Annotated in this window: 18 protein-coding genes; 17 read left to right on the top strand and 1 reads right to left on the bottom strand. The window is 57.5% G+C overall.

The annotated features are described in order from the left end of the window. The first annotated feature begins 4 nt into the window (after window positions 1–4). From FJQ89_RS07275 to FJQ89_RS07205, 15 genes are read left to right on the top strand one after another with little or no spacing between them, the layout of a single operon-like run. A complete protein-coding gene (locus FJQ89_RS07275) occupies window positions 5–1387 on the top strand; it encodes a TraB/TrbI/VirB10 family type IV secretion system protein (protein WP_141169668.1) in 1383 nt (460 codons plus the stop codon). Further along, entirely contained in the window at window positions 1371–2147 is a 777-nt protein-coding gene (locus FJQ89_RS07270) for a DsbC family protein (protein WP_141169667.1), read from the top strand. The genes FJQ89_RS07275 and FJQ89_RS07270 overlap by 17 nt, the downstream gene beginning before the upstream one ends. Window positions 2148–2149: 2 nt before the next feature. Continuing rightward, on the top strand, window positions 2150–2821 hold the full coding sequence (locus tag FJQ89_RS07265) for a TraV family lipoprotein (RefSeq protein ID WP_141169666.1): 672 nt from the start codon (window positions 2150–2152) through the stop codon (window positions 2819–2821). Between the two features lie 27 nt (window positions 2822–2848). Beyond that, window positions 2849–5416, top strand: coding sequence for a type IV secretion system protein TraC (gene traC / locus FJQ89_RS07260; protein ID WP_243136460.1), 2568 nt, complete (start codon window positions 2849–2851; stop codon window positions 5414–5416). Between the two features lie 5 nt (window positions 5417–5421). Beyond that, complete coding sequence (locus FJQ89_RS07255; RefSeq protein WP_243136459.1) at window positions 5422–5766, top strand: hypothetical protein; 345 nt, start codon at window positions 5422–5424, stop codon at window positions 5764–5766. After that, complete coding sequence (gene traF, locus FJQ89_RS07250; protein ID WP_243136458.1) at window positions 5763–6287, top strand: conjugative transfer signal peptidase TraF; 525 nt, start codon at window positions 5763–5765, stop codon at window positions 6285–6287. Before FJQ89_RS07255 ends, traF (FJQ89_RS07250) begins: the two co-directional genes overlap by 4 nt. Before the next feature lie 15 nt (window positions 6288–6302). Beyond that, entirely contained in the window at window positions 6303–6635 is a 333-nt protein-coding gene (locus FJQ89_RS07245) for a hypothetical protein (protein ID WP_141169663.1), read from the top strand. Window positions 6636–6646: 11 nt separating this feature from the next. Beyond that, window positions 6647–7273: a type-F conjugative transfer system protein TraW gene (traW, locus tag FJQ89_RS07240; protein ID WP_141169662.1), complete on the top strand. Its 627-nt coding sequence runs from the start codon at window positions 6647–6649 to the stop codon at window positions 7271–7273. Beyond that, a complete protein-coding gene (locus FJQ89_RS07235; protein WP_141169661.1) occupies window positions 7270–8277 on the top strand; it encodes a TraU family protein in 1008 nt (335 codons plus the stop codon). The genes traW and FJQ89_RS07235 overlap by 4 nt, the downstream gene beginning before the upstream one ends. A 49-nt stretch (window positions 8278–8326) precedes the next feature. Next, window positions 8327–9040, top strand: coding sequence for a type-F conjugative transfer system pilin assembly protein TrbC (trbC, locus tag FJQ89_RS07230; protein ID WP_168208390.1), 714 nt, complete (start codon window positions 8327–8329; stop codon window positions 9038–9040). 2 nt (window positions 9041–9042) lie between these two features. Further along, complete coding sequence (traN, locus tag FJQ89_RS07225; RefSeq protein ID WP_141169659.1) at window positions 9043–10356, top strand: conjugal transfer protein TraN; 1314 nt, start codon at window positions 9043–9045, stop codon at window positions 10354–10356. Further along, a complete protein-coding gene (locus FJQ89_RS07220; protein ID WP_141169658.1) occupies window positions 10350–10763 on the top strand; it encodes a hypothetical protein in 414 nt (137 codons plus the stop codon). The genes traN and FJQ89_RS07220 overlap by 7 nt, the downstream gene beginning before the upstream one ends. Next, window positions 10760–11614, top strand: coding sequence for a conjugal transfer protein TraF (traF, locus tag FJQ89_RS07215; protein WP_141169657.1), 855 nt, complete (start codon window positions 10760–10762; stop codon window positions 11612–11614). Before FJQ89_RS07220 ends, traF (FJQ89_RS07215) begins: the two co-directional genes overlap by 4 nt. Before the next feature lie 10 nt (window positions 11615–11624). Then, entirely contained in the window at window positions 11625–13046 is a 1422-nt protein-coding gene (locus tag FJQ89_RS07210; RefSeq protein WP_141169656.1) for a conjugal transfer protein TraH, read from the top strand. Between the two features lie 38 nt (window positions 13047–13084). Next, window positions 13085–15961, top strand: a complete 2877-nt coding sequence (locus FJQ89_RS07205) for a conjugal transfer protein TraG N-terminal domain-containing protein (protein WP_141169655.1) — start codon at window positions 13085–13087, stop codon at window positions 15959–15961. A 2-nt stretch (window positions 15962–15963) separates the two neighbouring features. On the opposite strand, the gene FJQ89_RS07200 is transcribed toward FJQ89_RS07205, so the two are convergent. Next, window positions 15964–16296, bottom strand: coding sequence for a hypothetical protein (locus tag FJQ89_RS07200; protein WP_141169654.1), 333 nt, complete (start codon window positions 16294–16296; stop codon window positions 15964–15966). Window positions 16297–16448: 152 nt separating this feature from the next. On the opposite strand from FJQ89_RS07200, the gene FJQ89_RS07195 reads away from it, so the two are divergent. Further along, window positions 16449–17018: a hypothetical protein gene (locus FJQ89_RS07195; RefSeq protein ID WP_141169653.1), complete on the top strand. Its 570-nt coding sequence runs from the start codon at window positions 16449–16451 to the stop codon at window positions 17016–17018. A gap of 31 nt (window positions 17019–17049) precedes the next feature. Further along, window positions 17050–18048: a S49 family peptidase gene (locus FJQ89_RS07190; RefSeq protein WP_141169652.1), complete on the top strand. Its 999-nt coding sequence runs from the start codon at window positions 17050–17052 to the stop codon at window positions 18046–18048. Window positions 18049–18108 lie beyond the last annotated feature (60 nt).

Raw genomic sequence — 18108 nt, 5'->3', positions numbered from 1 at the left:
CGCCATGCGCATCATGCAAACATTGAAATCCCTCACGGCACGGTTGACACCCAGGCAGCAGCAGTACCTGGCCGCCGCCAGTATCGTGACAGCTTGCATTGGCGTCCTGTGGGCGGTACTGGCCTATTCCGAGTCCGGCAGCCCCGCCCGGCAGCTTCCCAAGTCGACCGACAAACGCACCACCGTCAATGTGGATGGTGCCAGCATGATGGTGCCGGGCCAGATATCGCCAGAAGATCAATGGGTCGGCAATGCCGGCAAGAAGCTGGCCCAATATGACAGTGACAAGGAAGCGCAAGACAAAATCAACAACGATCACAAGGTCGTCGAAGCAGCCTTGCTCAAGCGTTTGGCGGATCTGGAAGCAAAAACGGCCGCCACGGCAGAACAAGGACCGCCACCTGCGCCGCCTGCGCCCGTCACTCCGCCCATTCCCCAGCCATCGACGCCGGCTCCGTTGCAGTACCCTCCCGGCACGCCACTAGGTGGCAACGCGCCGCCAGGACCACCCGCCACCGACGCAGCCAGTGGCAACACCGGCGTACTGCGGCCAAACGAGCCACCGGAGACGTCCGCCCCCATGATCCGCGTGTCCCTGGGCGCCGCGACAGACTCCAGCGGGAACACCGGGGCCGCCAAGGAGGCCGGGGGCAATGGCGTAAAACCGGCAAACACGCTGGACGACTTCCTGCCAGTGGGCATCCTGCCGGGAGAACTGCTCGGTGGGATCGATGCGCCGACGGGCGGCCAGGCCCAAAGCAATCCGCTGCCCGCATTAATCAAGATTTCAGCCGCTGCCATTCTGCCGAATCAGTTCCGCGCGGACGTCAAGGAATGCTTTGTGGTTGCCTCCGGCTATGGCGACATCAGTTCCGAACGCGCGTACTTGCGCACCGATGTGCTCTCCTGCATCCGCTACGACCGCTCGGTGATCGAGGTCAAGATCGAGGGCAACATCTTTGGGGAGGATGGCAACCTGGGGCTGCGCGGCACGCTCGTCTCCAAGCAGGGCCAGCTGCTGGCCAACAGCCTGCGCGCTGGCATCGTCAGCGGTATCGGCCAGGGCTTCGCCCAAGGCAACAGCTCATTTACGACTTCGCCGTTTGGCACCCTGTCGACGACGACCGGCGGCACCGGCGATCAATTCCGCCGCGGCATTGGCAGCGGCATGGGGAGCGCGCTCAACAACCTGGCCAACTATTACATCCGGCTGGCCGAACAGACGTTTCCCGTCATCGAGGTGCATGCGGGCCGCAAAGTGGACGTGGTGCTGACTCGTGGCGTGCGCATTCCCGCGCGGCCCATGTCACGCAGCGACGCGGACCGGCAGGATCAGCTCGGCCTTGCCGAGCGCACGATGGAGGTTCCCAATGACGAAGCTGACTAGACTGGGTCTCGCCGCGCTCACCTGCGCTGCCACGTTGGTCGCCCATGCCAGTACGGCCGAGGACACACTGCTCGCCGCGCTGAAGCAAACCTATCCCGGCACGGCCTTTGATACAGTCACGGCGACACCGATTCCCCACGTCTTCGAAGTGTGGATGGGAGACAACGTCGGCTTCGTCGCCGAGACACGCCCTGACTACATGATCTTTGGCCGCCTGGTCGACCTGCGCGCCATGCGCGACCTGACCGCGCCGAAACTGCAGCAGCGTACCAACGCCGCCAACCCGGCAGCGCCGACGGCAGCGGCTATCGATGTACGCCAGTTGCCGTTGGCCGATGCGATCGTCTCCACCCAGGGCAAGGGCGAACGCGTCCTTTATCTTTTCACCGATCCACATTGTCCGTATTGCCGCCAGCTCGAACCGGAACTGGTCAAGGTACCCAACCTGCGCATCTACAACTTCATGGTGCCTTTCCAGGACCAGGCGTTACCTGTGCGCATCTGGTGCGCTGCCGACCGCCTGGCTGCCTGGCGCAGCGCCGTCAGCGGCACGCTGGACGGGCAGAGCGCACCTGTCCGATGCGTCCATCCGCTCGACCGCAACCTGGCCCTGGCCAGCAAATTGGGCGTACAGGGCACGCCGACCCTCATCTTTGCTGATGGCGCACGGGAAACGGGTTTTATACGTGCCGGCGAGATTGAGGCCCTCCTGACGCAAGCCGTCTCCAGCCGCCAATCCAGCAAGAACCTCAAGGAGTAATCATGCGATCTCTTGTACCACTCGCCTTATGTGCAAAAAACCTGTTCGCAGCAGCGGTTTGCCTGACGATCCTGTCCGGGTGCAGCGACATGACTGGCCTGGGCGGCAAGTCCGAATATGCCTGCAAGGCACCGGAAGGCGTGCAGTGCAATTCCGTATCCGGCAATTACTACAATGCGTTTCCAGCGGGCGGCGGCGCGGCGGCTAAAGGGGCTCCCACAAAAGGAACGCCGCGTGCAGTCCCGCGCAGCATGTACTCCATGGCCAAAGCTGCCTCCAGCGGTAGTTCCATGCAGGGACAGCCTGCATTCGAGCCAACCGCGCTGCGCTCCCCGCCGCGCGTCATGCGGCTCTGGATTAAACCGTGGGAGGACAGCGACCATGATCTCCACGATCAGTCTTTTGTCTACCTGCAGACAGACCCAGGCCGGTGGCAGATCGCCCATGCACAGCGGCAGATACGTGATGCCTACGCACCCTTGACACCGCCAGCTTCTCCGCAAACAGCGGCGCCGGAGCCTACGGCCGCTACCGCGCAGGCGAGTACGAACGTCGACACCAGGCCAGCCGCGCCGGCGGCAGTAGGCTTTGCCAGCACGCCTGCCGATACCAGTACGCCCGCGCCAGAAGTGTCACCTGCGCCGGCGCCGATGCCAGCGGCGAACCACCCATAGCCCCTGCCGGATACGGAAAGGAACGATATGTTCACATTTTTTACAGCGGAAACCGGCGGCGACGGGATTGGTGCCGGCGTGCGCGACATGTTTGGCTTGAACCGGGGTGACGGTTTCGCCCCCGACCAGTTTGCCAGCTGGCTACCGTACGGTCCCTATGTCGACAGCGAGCAGCTGTTCATCAATCGCCATCACCGGCTCGGTTTCATGCTCGAACTCATGCCCCAGGCCGGCGCCGATGAGCGCATGGTGGAAGTGCTGCAAAGCCTGTATACCAACTGTCCTGCCAACACGGGTGTGCAATTTCACCTCTTTGGCTCGCCGGACATCCGCGCCCCGCTGATCCAATATGCCAACATGCGCATGGAAGACGCGGATCAATATGAAAACTCGCAGCAGTGGGGCCGGCCGGCCCGGAACAGCAACCTCTACCGTCAGCTGGCACGCCAGCGCGTGCAACATCTGCTGGCCGGGAGCCAGAAATCCCTGACGAAGGGATTTCATTTTACGCTGCGCGACTTTCGACTGATGATGAGCGTCACGATGGATGGACGCGCCGATGATATCGGCAAGCGCGAAGCGGCCATCGGTTTGCGCGACTCGATGGCAAGCACCCTTGACGCCGCTTCTTTTCCCAGCAACGTATGCGACGCGGCCGACTTAATCAACTGGTGCGCACTGTTCACCAATCCGCACCGGCTCACAGATGGTTTCACCCCACGGATTAACTACGATGAGGGAAGGGAACTGCGGGATCAGATTGTGGACTTCGATACCGTCCAGGAGCCGACCAACGAAGGCATCCGGTTTTCGAAGCCAGGCAAGCCGCAGCAGGTGGAGGCACGCTTCTTCTCCATTAAATCGTTTCCTGGACGTTTCCCCCTCTGGCAGATGGGTGCGCTCATCGGGCACGTGATGCAACCGGCACTGCAGTACCGTGCGCCGTTCCTGCTCACCATGGGCGTGCACATCCTCGATACGAACACGACACGGACATTGATTACGGCGAACCATATCCGCGCGACACAGAACGCCAGCAGCAAGATGGCAGCCATCATGCCGGACGTGCAGAAGAAGCAGGAAGACTGGAATGCAGTCGCCAACGCGATGGATGTCGGCGGCAACCTCGTCTCGATGTACCACCAGCTGGCCATTTTCTGCCCGCCCGCTGAGGCGACGGCGGCGGCAGAAGCGGCCAAGGCCATCTGGCGTGCCAGCGGCTTTGAACTCAATGCCGATGTGTACATGCACCGCCAGGCGCTGCTGGCGAGCTTGCCCATGACTCTGACGCCCGCATTCCACAATGATATGAAGAAGATGAAGCGGGTGACGCGCAAATCCATGGCGAACGCCATCCATCTCGCGCCCCTGCTGGCGGAATGGCGAGGAACCGACACGCCAACGCTCATCTTCGCCGGCCGCCGCGGCCAGCTCGTAACGCTGGACCTGTATGACAACGACCTAGGCAACTACAATTTTGCCGTCGTCGGCGCCCCAGGATCCGGCAAGTCCGTCACCCTCAACGAGATAGCCTGGTCATACCGTTCCGGTGGTGCGCAAGTGCGCCTGCTTGATCTCGGGCGCTCATTCGAGAAGCTGTGCAAGAAAGCCAATGGAACGCATGTCGAGTTCAGCCCCCGCTCGAAGATCATATTGAACCCGTTTACGGCGGTCAATGACATTCACGAAGACATCGATATGCTGTTGCCCGCCCTGGCGAAGATGTGTTCCATGAGTCAGCAATTGCAAGAAGTGCAATATAAGGCCATTTCAACGGTCCTGCTCAAGCTATGGAAGTCGTACGGCAATGATCTGACGATCACCGCTTTGCGCGACGAATTCAAGACCGGCAATATCGCGGAGCTCGAAATCAAAGGCGATGACCGCATCCGCGATCTTGCCATCATGCTCAATCCATACTCGAAGGACGGGCAGTACGAACGATTCTTCGAGGGCAAGAATAACGTCGACTTCTCGAATGACTTCGTCGTGATCGAAAACGAAGAGCTCAAACGCAAGCCAGATCTGCATGCCGTCGTCAATATCCTGCTGATGTACCAGATCACCGGCGAGATGTACCTGAACCGTGATCGCAAGAAGCTCCTGATCGTCGATGAGCTCAAGCAACAGCTTGGCGAGATCGGTGCAGACGACCCGGTCAAGGCCGCCGTGGTGGAAGAAGCAGCCCGGCGTGCGCGCAAGTATGGCGGTGCACTGGGCACCGCGACGCAGGGTGCCGATGACTATTACGGTTCGGTGCAAATGACGGCCGCTTTCAACTGCTCCGACTGGGTTTTCCTGCTGCGGCAAAAACCGGAGTCGATTGAAATCCTGGAAAGCAACAAGCGCATCGTCATGGACGCCGCCAAGAAACGGCTATTGAACTCGCTACGCACCGAGGCCGGCGCCTTTGCGGAAATGTATGTCTCGTCGCCGATCGGCGAAGGCGTTGTACGCCTGGTCATTGATCCAGCCACGCAGCTGCTGTTCTCGAACAAACTCGCCGATAACAAGCCGATTGATGCCTTGCGTGCCCAAGGCTACTCCATCGACGAGGCCATCGCCCGGGTACTGGCCGACAGGGGACTCCAATGAGGATCATGCTGATCAATTTCATCGTATCGGCCTGCTTCGTGGCGATCGGCATTGCGGCATATGACCGGCTGGTGCTGCGGCCGATGCTGGTCATCGGGGTCGTCGACGTGGCGAACGTCTTCAATGCAAAGCAGGAACAGGTCTTTAAAGCCATGACGAACAGCCGTACCGACATAGAACGACGGCAGGCGATATCTGACGCTGAACGATTCGTCCCCCGTTTTGCTGCTGCGTTGGCGCAATTGCCGCGAGAGTGCGCATGCCTGGTGATCGACAAAACGGCGGTGATCGGCAGCCGCGCGACGCTGATCGATCTCACGCCTTTGCTCAGAAAAAAGGTGAAACTGTGACCCGCGATTTTTTTAGGCATGCGCGCAGACGCTGGTATTTGTACCTGGTGCTGCTTGTGATCTGGACACTCGCCTATGTGCGTTTGTTTATCGATGCGACACCGCGCTTGCCTATTCTGTTTAACGTGACACCCAGCTTGCCCTACACGGTCGCAGTGGTCGACTACCGGGCGGACGGCATCCGTCGCGGAGATTATGTGGTCTATGCATTCGAAGGGGCGGCGTACCGCATCTTCCCCGGCCTGTACCACCAGCCGTTCTTCAAGATCGTGCGCGGTGTGGCCGGCGACAAAGTGACCGTCCGGGATCGCCACGTTTTCGTCAATGGCCAGGAGGTCGGTATTGCCAAGACGCATACCACCGTCAAACATCTCCGGCTCGAACCTATCGCCGAGACGGTGATTCCACCCTCGTATTTCTATGTGCAAGGCACCAGCCAGGACAGCTTCGATTCACGCTACAGCATCAATGGCCTGGTACACGCCGACGCGGTCCTGGGCGTCGTCATTCCCATCTTTTAAACCAAGGAGTAGATCATGCTTTCAATGAAATCAACCCTCGCTTCCCTGACTACCTCAGTGGTCCTGACCATCCCAGGATGGACGCCCGCCGCCGAGCCTCCTCACAAAGACTCCATGGAGAATTATTTATTTGTGCTCAACTCCGTTTCCCCCACGCTGCATATAGCGGCACAACGGTACCTGCATGCGTATGCGGATAAATGCCAACGCCAACTCAGTCTGCCAGAGCTCAAACAGGCCTTTTTCAGCACGCCTCGCGATCCCATTGTGACGCAGATGATTGAGGCGGTGAAGGAGATCGACACCGTCAAGATGCGCGAGCTGGGCGCTTCCATACCTTGTCATTAAGCAGGCTGCCCATGCGCACCACTTTGATCCTGTTGCTGGCCAGTAGCCTCATAGGCACCCTGGCCAAGGCAGAGGAACTGCCCGCGATCGGACCAACCTATCCGATTGCCGAGCAACACCTGCTCGACATGATCGCCCAGCGCCTGCGGGCGCTGGAAAAGAGCGGCCAGCTTCACGCACTGCAGGAGCAGGCGATCGCCAAAGGCAGGGCGGCCGTGGCCAACCCGGCACCGGTGGCAGGTTTGACGCCAGCGAAGGCACCACGAACTGTCTATGTTGATCCCACCTATGTGCTCGACAAGAACATCCTCGACGCACAGGGTCGCGTCCTGTTCCCCGCAGGCACCCGCACCAACCCGCTGGCGATCACGTCCATGTCGAAAAAGCTGATGTTTTTCGATGCGCGCGATCCTGCACAGGCAAGGATGGCGCGCACTCTGCTTCAACGCGATGGCGCGCGGATCAAGCCGGTACTCGTTGGCGGCTCCTATCTGGAGCTGATGAAACAGTGGAAAACGCGAATCTACTTCGATCAGCAGGGCACTCTGGTGCGGCGCTTTGGCATCCAACATGTCCCGGCCTTGGTCTACCAGGAAGGCATGCGCCTTCGAATTGACGAAATCGTGGTGGCCAGATGAGCCTACTAAAACACACCATCGGTTTGATCCTGCTCCTCATCGGGGAAGGCCATGCCCAGGCGGCGCCTGTCGGCACCTGCACTGGTGCCTTTCCGAACCCGATCACGGATATCTGCTGGTCATGCATCCTGCCGATCTCTTTGGGCAGCGTCACCCTGGGCAACCTGGGCGGCCAGGAAGACACCGCCAATCCATCCAGTCCGATCTGCACGTGCAAAGTCAATCCGGTGATCGGCCTGTCCATCGGCTTTTGGGAACCCGTGCGCCACGTGGAAGTGGTGCGCAAGCCATTCTGCCTGGTGTCCCTCGGTGGCATTGATCTCAATCCGGGCATTGCCGCGCCGGAAGCTGCCCGGGTCACAGACGCTGGCGGCGCCCAGGACGCATTCTACCAAGCGCACTTTTATGTTAATCCGGTCATGTACTGGCTCAAGGCGGTCGCCGATTTCCCTTGCCTGGAGGCTGGCTCCTTCGATATCGCGTACATGACCGAGGTCGATCCTCTCTGGGACGATGACGAGCTGACACTTATCATCAATCCGGAAACGGTTTTGTTCGCCAACCCTGGAGCGGTCGCCGCCTGTGCTGCGGACTGCGTTGCCGCCACGGCGGGATTTGGCCGTCCGGAATTGTTCTGGTGCGCCGGCTGCCAGGGAGGTCTTTTCCCGCTCGATGGCCACTCGGCCTACCACGTAGGCGGGGTGCGCACCGCCGAATTGATGATGCAGCGCATCACCGCCAAGATGCACCGCGAGCTGCTGACGTGGGGCATGCATGGCCAAAAAGGGCTGTGCGGTCCGTACTTCCTGCCGGAAATGGACAAGACGGCCTACAAATCCCAGCTGACATATCCCATCCCGGCCACCGACAAGGAACTGGGCAAATGCTGCCAGCCTTTTGGACGCACCACCATCGCTTGGGGAGCGGGCAAGGAATACCCGGTCAAGGGTGAAGATTTTGCGTTTATGTTATTTCGAAAAAGGAACTGCTGTGTTGGCTACTAATCCGATCCAAGTGCCCCCTGCGGGAGCCAGGCCTGCTGCGCTGCGTGCCATGGCAGGGCTGGGTGCACTGTTCCTGGCCCAGGCAGTGGCGGCACAAGCGATGCCGCACATTACCGACGCGGATATTGAACGCGCCAAGAAGCTGCAGCCTGTAATCACCGAGCAGGATATCGCCCGCGCGGTACGGGCCAATCCCATGCCGCACGACCCGCCGCCAGGGCAAGCACCCACTACGCCACGGATGCGGATCGACGCCTTGCCCCAGCCTCGCCCAACGCCACCCGTCGATCTGGGCGCCATTGCCAAAGGCTACGAATCGGCATCCAACCCAAACGCGCTTGCCGCGTTGAATGGCGACCGGCTACTGGTCTTTGTGACCTTCGCTATGCCGGAAGCCGCGCTGAATAAGCTGGCGATGCAAGCGGCGCAGCTGCAGGCGACCCTGTTACTGCGGGGCCTGGACGACGGATCACTGGTCAAAACCGTGGCGCATGCCCAAAAGATCATGGGTGAGCGTAAGGTGGCATGGCAAATCGATCCGCAGGCCTTTGACCGCTTTGCCGTACGCCAGGCACCGACCTTCGTTTTATTGCGCGCTGGTGCACCCACCCAGGCCTGCGGGGCAGGGAGTTGTTTCGCACCGGATGCCTACGTCCGCGTCGCCGGCGACGTCTCGCTGGAATACGCGCTCAAAACCATCCAGCAGCGCACACCGCGCTTTGCCGACAGCGCTGGCCGCTTCCTGGGCAAGATGGGGAAATAGCCATGCGCCGCCTGATCGCCTTGACGACCGCATGCTGCTTGAGCAGCATGCAGCCTGCCATTGTCCTGGCGCAAGTCAACCAGGATCTGGCCGGCGCCACGGCTGCCAACCAGGCCGCCCGGGCCAGCGTCACCACCCAGAGCGCCACTGCCCACGTGCCCGGCTATACGCTGACGCCTCCCGAAACCGTCTACCACGGCAAGGGTAACCTCAAAAGCGATGCCAATGCACATCTGGCGGCCTGCGCCGTGACACCCGGCGACCCGGCCTGCGCGGCGCAAGTGGGTGCCCTGAACTCGGCCAACACGCCGCGCCCGCCCGTGCTGGCCACCGATCCGACCATCTCCGCCGCGCAAGCCATCGCCCGCGATCCCTTGAGTGCCGAGACGACGCTGGTCGCGTACACCACCGGCTGCCCTGCTGGCGCCACTTGTGCGCCAAAAACGTTCTGTCTCGGTACGCAATGCTTCAGTACGAGTTATACGAATGACGTCGATTTTGCGCAGGTCATGACTTACATGGAGGCCGTGCGCGAGGCCGGCGTCTATCTCGATCCGAAGACCATGACTTTGTTCAATGGCGAGGGTAATACCTGCCGCAACCGGCTCCTCAAAAACTGCTGCTATACCGATGGCGCCGGGGCCCACTTTACTAACCAGTCCCTGTTTGGCATTGGCTCGCGCCTGGTGTTCGACATCCTGATGAACAGCGGCAACCGCGAGTTCATCACGCAAGGCGCTAAGGCACTGCTGACCAGTGGCGGTTTCAGCGGCAGTTATACGACGTTTGGTGTGACGGTGGCCGTCAATGGCACGGCGCTGCCGGCAGGATCGGTCACGCTGGCGACTACCGAACACCTGGCGATCGCGTTCAATCCCTGGAGCCTGGCGATGACTGCGGTGATGTACATCGCGGTGTCGATGATGTCCTGCAACGCCGGCGAGGGCAAGCTGGCGATGAAGGAGGGCGCCCAGCTATGTCACACCATCGGCACCTGGTGCAGCTCCTGCATCCGGGTATTAGGCAAATGCGTGTCGTGCATCGAGCACACGACCTCTAAATGCTGTTTTAACTCGCGCCTGGCCAGGATGATCAACGAACAGGGGAGGGCGCAGCTCGGCATGGGCTGGGGAGCACCAAAAAATCCTGCCTGTTCCGGCTTTAACGTGGATCAATTGCAAAGCATCGACTTCGCAAAGCTGGATCTGACCGAGTTCTATGCCTCCATCGTGCCGACGCTGCCCAACGCGGCGGCGCTCAAGGACGCTGCCGCCCAGCGCGCGCCGACCTGTTATCTGGGGAGAGGGAAATGCTGAATCGAACCACGACGTACAAAGTTTCTCTTGCCCTTTGCTCCGCCATGCTCTGCGCCGCAACCAGTGCGGCCCCGGAAACCGCGCCACGCGTGGCGGTGAACGATCCGAAAGTACTGATGTTGGCGGCCATCGATGCACCCGACGGCCGCGCAGCCGGCAAGCTGACGGGAGAACTGGCAGACGCGATCACCCAGCGCTTTTCTGCCACCTCTGCGCTCTTCATGGAGGTCACGACACTGGCCCGCTACGCCCAGGACGGCTGCCGCCGGCTCAACGTCCGGTTTTGGCAGGAAGGCGTCAGGCTCGCCGCAGGGCAGGCACTACACAAGCAAACGATCGATATCGGTATCAATTACTGCCGCAATGGCCAGCCGCCCGCCAGTCTGCGCCTGGAGAAAACCCCATGATGAGGCACCAATATTGTCTGGCAGTGCTGCTCGCATGCGGAGCCGTACACGCTCAGGTTCCCGCCAGTGTCCCTGCACAAGGGCGCGCTGCTGGCGCGCAGGCCGATGTGCGGCGCGGCTGGCATTTCTATGACGACCCGGCAGTGCACGAACCGCAGAAGGAAGTAGTAACGCCTGCGCCAGTCGCGCTACCAAAACCCACCACGCCGCAGCCACCGCCTGAAGTCAAGGCGCTGCATGAGCTGCAGCTGCAACTGGAACAGCTCAAGGCCGTCGCCGTCATGCATCCCACTGTCGCCAACGTGCGCCGTTACATGGAGCTCGAATCGAAGGTCCTCAGGAATGCCTCGCTGTTCGCCGACCTGTCGCAGAAAGTGGCGTGGGCCAATCCGGACCTGGATCCCACCACGCAGGGCCGCCCCGTCAATGCCCAGGCGCTGGAGGTATTTGAACAGGTGCAGATGCAGGAGCGGTCATCCGCCCTCGCCAACATCGGGAGCGACCACATCCTGATGTTCTTCTTCCGTGGCGATTGTCCGTACTGCCATGCGTATGGACCGGTATTGCGGGCATTTTCCACGAAGTACCGTATCCAGGTGCTGCCAGTCAGCCTGGATGGCGGCGCGGTGCCGGGCTTTACCAATGCCCGCACCGACAACGGTACCGCCGCCACGCTCAACGTCAAGCAAGTTCCGGCGCTGTTTTTGGCACAGCCGATCACCGGCAAGATCATGCCGGTCGGTTTTGGCGTGCTGTCGGAAGGCCAGCTGGTGGAACGGATCGATGCCCTGCGGCCGCGCGCCGCAGAAGCCGTCGAAGCGCCGCTGACAACAAATTACTTATCTCGTTAAGGAGCTCATCATGCCTATGCGCAAACTTATCATCGCACTATCCCTGTCCACCAGCACCCTGTACACCCATCCGGCCTTGGCCGGTGACCTGAATGCCGAAGTCAACAAGATGTTCAACGACCTCGGCGCCATCGGCAACTACTCGGCGCCGGGCGCCTTCCGTGGCCAGGTCTACAACACCTATAGCGGCGGCAGCCTGATGCTGCGCGCGCCGAACAAGACATACCAACTCATGGCCATCAATTACCCGACGGCCAAAGCCGGCTGCGGTGGCATCGATCTTTTCGGCGGCTCGTTCTCCTACATTTCGGCGGCCGAATTCAAGAACATGCTCAAAAACGTCACCTCCGCGTTGCCAGGCGTGGCGTTTCAACTCGCACTCGAATCGGTGTCCCCGCTACTAGGTGGTATCACCAAGTGGACCAAAAACCTCGAATCCATGATGACGAATGCGCAAATCAATTCCTGCAACACCGCCAAATCCCTGGTGTCGTCGGCCGCCGAGGCCACCGGATTTAGTTCCAGCAAGGCCTGCGAGGACATCGCCGTCTCGCTAGGCCTCGAATCGGACTATGCCGCCGCAGCCGTTCGCTGCAAATCCGACAAAGGTTCCATTCTGGAGACGGCGCGCAAATCTTCCGATCCCCTGGTCAAAAACAAGGCCCCGTTCGTCGGCAACCTCACCTGGGAATCGCTCAAGCTTGCCGGCAACTACCTGGACGACAAGGAGCGAGAAATGATCATGAGCATGGTCGGGACCATTATTTTCTATTCGGAGGGGCGAGACCCGAATCCGATCGCACCGACCTTCACGTCGATCTCCCAGCTGCTCTATGGCCAGTCGGATGCCGGGAGTGGCAACGTCCACCAAACGGTCCTGCGCTGCAACAACTACACGAACTGCGACCAGGTCACCCTCGATCCCGCCTACGTCCACACGCCATTTACCGCCAAGGTTGAAAAACTGATGCGTTCTATCGCCTACAAAATCGAGACGCGCACACCGATTCCCAACATGTCGCCGGAGGTTGGTTTTGTGAACCAGACCAGCGAGCCTGTCTACCGCATGCTGTCGATCGGCGCATCGTTTCCTTCTGCCTCAGCCAATGAGCAGCTGATTGCCACGTATCGGGATGTGATTGCCGCGGATTACGCCTACATGTTTCTGGAGAAGAACCTGCGGTTGGGGATGCAAGCCCTGGAGAAGGATTTTAATTTAAACAAAGATCAAATAGAGCGCTCCAAGGTCATCCGTCGGCGAACCAGTGACATGCTGGCCCAGCTGTCCCGCGAAAAGGCCCTCGTCTACCAGAAAGTAGGCTCTATCACGGTGGTGTCCAACCACCTGGAACAGCTGGAACGGCAAATGCGCGCCAATATGCCGCAGCAGGTACTCGATCTGCTGGGACGCCAAGCCGCCTATCTCCGGTGATAAAAAGGTGGGAAAGTAAAAGGAGGAGGTAAATAGTCATGTGGGAAATTTTCGCATACCAGAACTCGGACAGTTTGTACGGGTTGATGAATGCCGTGGCCGCCATGGTCGGCGCCAACACCTACCGAAATGCCCTCGGCATCGTCGCGGTGTGCGGCTTCGTGGCCGCCCTAATTGGTTATGCCTTCGCTCCGGAAAAGATGGTGGGCTGGAAGTGGCTCGCTTCGATCGTCCTGGTCTCGTCGGTGCTACTGGTGCCGAAGGTCACTGTCGGTATTGTCGACAAGACGGGCGGTTCGGCCGAAGTCTTCGTTGACAACGTCCCGTTCGGCCTGGCGGTGCTTGCCTCGCTGACCAGTACGGTCGGCAATAGTCTGACGGAACTCGAAGAAACGGCCATGCAGGTAATTCCGGGGGCGGCCGGCATGCCGGATAAGCTGAGTTATCAGAATAATGGCCTCATGTTTGGCAGCCGGATGGTGCGTGAGGCTTCCAAAGTGGTTTTCCAAAGTCCGTACTTTCGCACAGATCTTATCAATTTCATACATAATTGCACTACCTACGATCTGGCCTCTGGCTACCTGTCACCGGACGCATTTGCGACCTCGGGCGACGTGTGGAGTCTCATGGGTGACCCGAATCCCGCCCGGTTTAGCAGCGTCACGAATGCGGCCGGTACCTCGGAAGTGCTCACCTGCCCTCAGGCATATACAAAGCTATCGGCGAAAATGCCGGCCGAAGTTCAGCGCATCCAGGGCACACTGGCATTTCGCATGAATCCGACGCTTCCTGGGACGGTAGCCTCAGCCCTGATCGCCGATCAGATACAGCAAGCCTACCTGAAAGCAAAAATCGCCGACGCCTCGGCCACCGCAGCCAATATTATTCGGCAAAATGCGCTCATCAATGCTGTGAACGATACCAGTCTGATGGCGGGGCAAAAAATCAACGATCCGGCGACGATGTTGCTTGCTGTTGGGCGCGCGCAGGCGGTGGCCCAAACGAATGCCGCGTGGATTAACAACGGTAAGGTGGCCGAGCAAGCGCTGCCGGTAATCCGTAACGTCGTCGAAGCAGTCGTCTATGCCGTGTTCCCGCTCATGATTATTTTGTTGCTACTGACCAATGGTAAGGAGACTGTGGCCGGCGTTAAAAACTACGCGATGATCTTAGTCTGGATTCAGCTATGGCCACCGCTCTATGCCATCCTGAACTATATGGCGACCATGTATGCAATGCGTGACTTGGCCGCCGCAGCCAGCGTAGGCAACGGGGTCAATGCCCTGTCGCTGACTACCTCCTCGACCATTTTTTCCAGCGCCATTTCAGGCGAAGCCGTCGTCGGCTATATGACCATCAGCATTCCATTCATTGCCTGGGCCGCCGTCAAGCGCATGGAGAACTTTGGCACCGCGCTCGTCGACGGCATGCGCCTGTTGCAAGGTAACGTGACCAGTGCCACCAATTCGGCGGCAACAGGCAACGTATCGATGGGAAATGTCGCCATGGATCAGATGAGCTTGGCGCCTGTCCGCTCGTCACCGTTCTTCAGAAATCGGCAAAACGATCTTTCAGGAAATAGCTTCATCACCAATACGTTGTCTGGTCTGACTGCGGTTAAGGCATTGTCTAATGAAGGACCAGTCTCTCGGTCGGTCGAGGGCAAGGTTACGGAAAACCATGTCGCCACGGCGACACGGTTAATGGCAGCAGCAAAATCAGACGCCGTCGTTGCCTCCAGAGAGAGAGCCACAGCTTTATCCACTGCCTTGGTGCAATCGGTCGGAACTACCGCAGCGGACATTAAGTCAAATGGTACAACCCACGCAAACACTGAAAGTTTTGGTACACGCACTAATGAGCTTCGACAAATTGCAAGTTCAATTGCCAAGGCCATAGGCGCCACCGAACAACAAGTCGCAAATGTCGCTTTTGGCGCAGAAGCCGCTTTGAGCGTTGGCACTCCGGCGCTCGGTATTATTCCAGGCACAAAACTTGGCATCTCTGCCGAAGGTAGCAAGAACTATTCCGCCGGAATAGATAAAAAGACTTCAGACATTAACAGCCATTTGAAAACTGATGACGTGTCAAAATTCAAAGAATGGGCAAATGCAGTGACAAGCAACACCAGCTTACTAAATACTGTTACGACAGATAATAGAAGCGCAACAGAAAATGCAGCGCGCATCACCAAAACGACCGCCAAATCAATCCGTGCGGAGGCGACGCTGCGTGAACAAACGGAATATGCAGCCAGCCTGTCGGCTGCATATTCGCGAGGTGAGTCGTTTCATTTCGATCTAGCCAAAGACCCTCAAAATAGTCAATTTTTTGAATCCCTCTTATCGAATAATAAAACAAGTGCTGCAGCCAGGATAATAATTGATTCGTACCTAGGTAGTATCGCAAAAACGCCGATATTACCGACTGCGACAAGTAATTTTCCTCACTCCTTCCAATCCATCAAGGAAAATTACGAAGAAATAAAGGGAGATCCATCACTTCATCCTGACATTGATAAACAACACCAGAATAATATGACACATGTACGTCAAGAAAATTCAGGAAATTCAGGAAATTCTGAAAAAGGGACAACAGATCATGGCGCATCGCTAAAGCCGACCCACAGGGGGAACAGGAATGGGGCAGTAATAAATAGCGTTGAAACATCGTCTTCTAATCTGCATTCGGAACTAAACCAAAAATGGGAGAAAGCCGAAATAGAGCAGGCGCGACAAAGCGAAAAAAATGATACAGGGGTTACAGAAAATCCTTCCGGACATATTTCATCCAAAAAGTCTCTTTTTCTTAAGGCAAATGAACAAGTGAAAGAAGATCCTGACCTTATAGCGGAACGTCTCAAAGAGTTAAGCGATCAAGCAAAAGAAAAAGTAAAGGATATTTTAAAAAAGTAATTTCACTTTCCGTCTGCAATATTTTTCGTCACCTCGACGCCACAATTCTCGTTCATATCGATCTTAAAAATTCTTGTTTTATAATTACTGTCACGAAGGAACAAAAAACCATGCCATTCACTAAATCCAGCAGGAAAAATAAATATCCAGTCATTAAAAATTCTTTTCCCAACAAAAACCAGCAAAAAAGCTATGGTATAAAGTATCCATATAAATATAACGCCCATTGAGGAGCCAATTGCCATGCCTAATAAAGAATCTTCAAATCTTAAAAAAATACATCCGAAAATTGCACCAGCAAAACCACATGCCAAAAGTTGCTTCAGTGCTTTCATCGCCAACCTCGAAATAGATGGGAATAGTTCAATAATAATACAAAATATTTTAAATTTTTCAAGGTTATTGCAATAATTTATTCTTATCAACTTAATTGTTGATTGTTATCAAATATACATGATAATTAATATCGACTACTGAGGTTTTTGAAATGAAAAAAGTTATCTTTATTATTTTTCTTGCTTCAGGGCTTCACCAAGAGGTAGCGTACTCGGTATCTTTGGCGAACCGTGAGACAGATGATAGTGTCTGCGATCTTTCACCGCTAACTACGTACCGACTAGGGCTGAAACCCTTTGTGCCTGCCGGAACCCGCGACGAGTCGGAAATTTATTTTCGTATCGCAATGAAGTTCATCACGGAAAAATGCACTAATAACCAGATTCTGCTTTTGCATTCGGAAATGGGAACGTCATTCGACGAGGGCTATTTCCGTAAGGTAAGTTACCAAGTGTGCAAACCTGTAGAAGTTCAGCGACAACCTGCTGGAACCGAAGACTATCCTCAAGGTTTTATGGTTCGCTGCCCAATCTCAAAGCTCAAAGAAGCCACCGCGGCATTAGCCGAAATGGAAAAAGCAAAATCGACGGAAGCCATGATCGCGCAAGGTGCACCGATGCGAAGTGCACAGCCAAACCGGAGAGAAGAAGAAAAAAAAGCGTGTGGTGACAAGATGACCTGGGAAACTGTCGTACTGGGTTGGGGGGGCAGTTGTCGCTAACTTATCGCGCCTAGCCTCTCAAGGAAACGCCATGGAAAATAAAGACGATAAGAGTCAAGCTGAACTGCAGGCCGGCAATCTCGCACTACTGATGTTGGCCGAGATACGCGAACAACGCGCGGGATTCAGGGAAGAACGCCTGGCGCTTGAACGGGATCGAAAATTTGCTCGCCGCCTCACCGTGGCGCTGAAGTCGTTGCTCGTTCTCATGCCACTCTTGTTCGGCCTGTACTTTTTCGTGCAAACGTTGCAGTTTAAAATAGGTCCCTTCGGCCCGGTCATAGGCATAGTGCACATCGAAGGCGAGATCGCTACAACCTCACTCGCGTCCGCAGACAAGATCGTGCCGGCCCTGAAGCGGGCGTTTGAGTCCAGCAACGTTACGCAGATAGTTCTGGCGATAGACAGTCCTGGCGGCGCGCCGGTCGAGGCCGAGCGTATCGGAAACGCGATTCACTCCTTCAGGAAAAAGCACCCGAAACCGGTAGTGGCGGCGATCAGCAACGTCGGCGCATCGGCTGCCTACATGATTGCCTTGCACGCCGACAAGATCATCGCCGGAAAATACAGTCTGGTGGGATCGATCGGCGCCATCATCGCGCCATGGCAGCTGTCGCGTGCGCTGGACCGCCTGGAAATCTCGCAGCAGGTATATGCATCCGGTCACCTGAAGGCATTCTTGAATCCGTTCACACCGCCTAGCCAGGACGCGCAAGCCAAGGCGCAGGATTTGGTGGACAGGGTAGGGCGAACATTTTTGCGCGAACTAGAGGAACGGCGCGGCCGCGTCCTGCGGCACGACGTCAACTACGCCAGCGGGGAAATCTGGAGCGGGTTAGAGGCAAAGGAAATTGGCCTGATCGATGCCATCGGCACGGTGGATGACTTCGTGGATGCTCAAAAGGAGGGGACTGCATTCAACTTTGGACCACACCCTGGCGGATTTGGCCAAATGGGTGCCCTGATCTCAACCTCGCTCATTTCTTCGCTCGACGACCTCATCGCGAGGCAGAGGTTTCAGCTCAGGTAGAGGAGGGAGAGCGGAGGTGCAATTCAGTACGGTATGCAATCCATGTCAAGCAAAAATACG

Origin of the sequence: Janthinobacterium tructae (assembly GCF_006517255.1) — a bacterium.
In the GTDB taxonomy this organism is placed as follows: Bacteria; Pseudomonadota; Gammaproteobacteria; order Burkholderiales; family Burkholderiaceae_D; genus Janthinobacterium; species Janthinobacterium tructae.
The sequence above is the reverse complement of the archived record's forward strand: the minus strand, read 5'-3'. Positions and strand labels throughout refer to the sequence as shown.

What these genes read in the sequence shown, in the direction of transcription:
- FJQ89_RS07205 (WP_141169655.1), top strand. Translation starts at nt 13,085, where the DNA reads ATGTGGGAAATTTTCGCATACCAGAACTCGGACAGTTTGTACGGGTTG.
- FJQ89_RS07200 (WP_141169654.1), bottom strand. Translation starts at nt 16,296, where the DNA reads ATGAAAGCACTGAAGCAACTTTTGGCATGTGGTTTTGCTGGTGCAATT.
- FJQ89_RS07275 (WP_141169668.1), top strand. Translation starts at nt 5, where the DNA reads ATGCGCATCATGCAAACATTGAAATCCCTCACGGCACGGTTGACACCC.
- FJQ89_RS07195 (WP_141169653.1), top strand. Translation starts at nt 16,449, where the DNA reads ATGAAAAAAGTTATCTTTATTATTTTTCTTGCTTCAGGGCTTCACCAA.
- FJQ89_RS07245 (WP_141169663.1), top strand. Translation starts at nt 6,303, where the DNA reads ATGCTTTCAATGAAATCAACCCTCGCTTCCCTGACTACCTCAGTGGTC.
- traF (WP_141169657.1), top strand. Translation starts at nt 10,760, where the DNA reads ATGATGAGGCACCAATATTGTCTGGCAGTGCTGCTCGCATGCGGAGCC.
- FJQ89_RS07235 (WP_141169661.1), top strand. Translation starts at nt 7,270, where the DNA reads ATGAGCCTACTAAAACACACCATCGGTTTGATCCTGCTCCTCATCGGG.
- FJQ89_RS07270 (WP_141169667.1), top strand. Translation starts at nt 1,371, where the DNA reads ATGACGAAGCTGACTAGACTGGGTCTCGCCGCGCTCACCTGCGCTGCC.
- traC (WP_243136460.1), top strand. Translation starts at nt 2,849, where the DNA reads ATGTTCACATTTTTTACAGCGGAAACCGGCGGCGACGGGATTGGTGCC.
- trbC (WP_168208390.1), top strand. Translation starts at nt 8,327, where the DNA reads ATGGCAGGGCTGGGTGCACTGTTCCTGGCCCAGGCAGTGGCGGCACAA.
- traN (WP_141169659.1), top strand. Translation starts at nt 9,043, where the DNA reads ATGCGCCGCCTGATCGCCTTGACGACCGCATGCTGCTTGAGCAGCATG.
- FJQ89_RS07255 (WP_243136459.1), top strand. Translation starts at nt 5,422, where the DNA reads ATGCTGATCAATTTCATCGTATCGGCCTGCTTCGTGGCGATCGGCATT.
- traW (WP_141169662.1), top strand. Translation starts at nt 6,647, where the DNA reads ATGCGCACCACTTTGATCCTGTTGCTGGCCAGTAGCCTCATAGGCACC.
- FJQ89_RS07220 (WP_141169658.1), top strand. Translation starts at nt 10,350, where the DNA reads ATGCTGAATCGAACCACGACGTACAAAGTTTCTCTTGCCCTTTGCTCC.
- FJQ89_RS07265 (WP_141169666.1), top strand. Translation starts at nt 2,150, where the DNA reads ATGCGATCTCTTGTACCACTCGCCTTATGTGCAAAAAACCTGTTCGCA.
- FJQ89_RS07210 (WP_141169656.1), top strand. Translation starts at nt 11,625, where the DNA reads ATGCCTATGCGCAAACTTATCATCGCACTATCCCTGTCCACCAGCACC.
- FJQ89_RS07190 (WP_141169652.1), top strand. Translation starts at nt 17,050, where the DNA reads ATGGAAAATAAAGACGATAAGAGTCAAGCTGAACTGCAGGCCGGCAAT.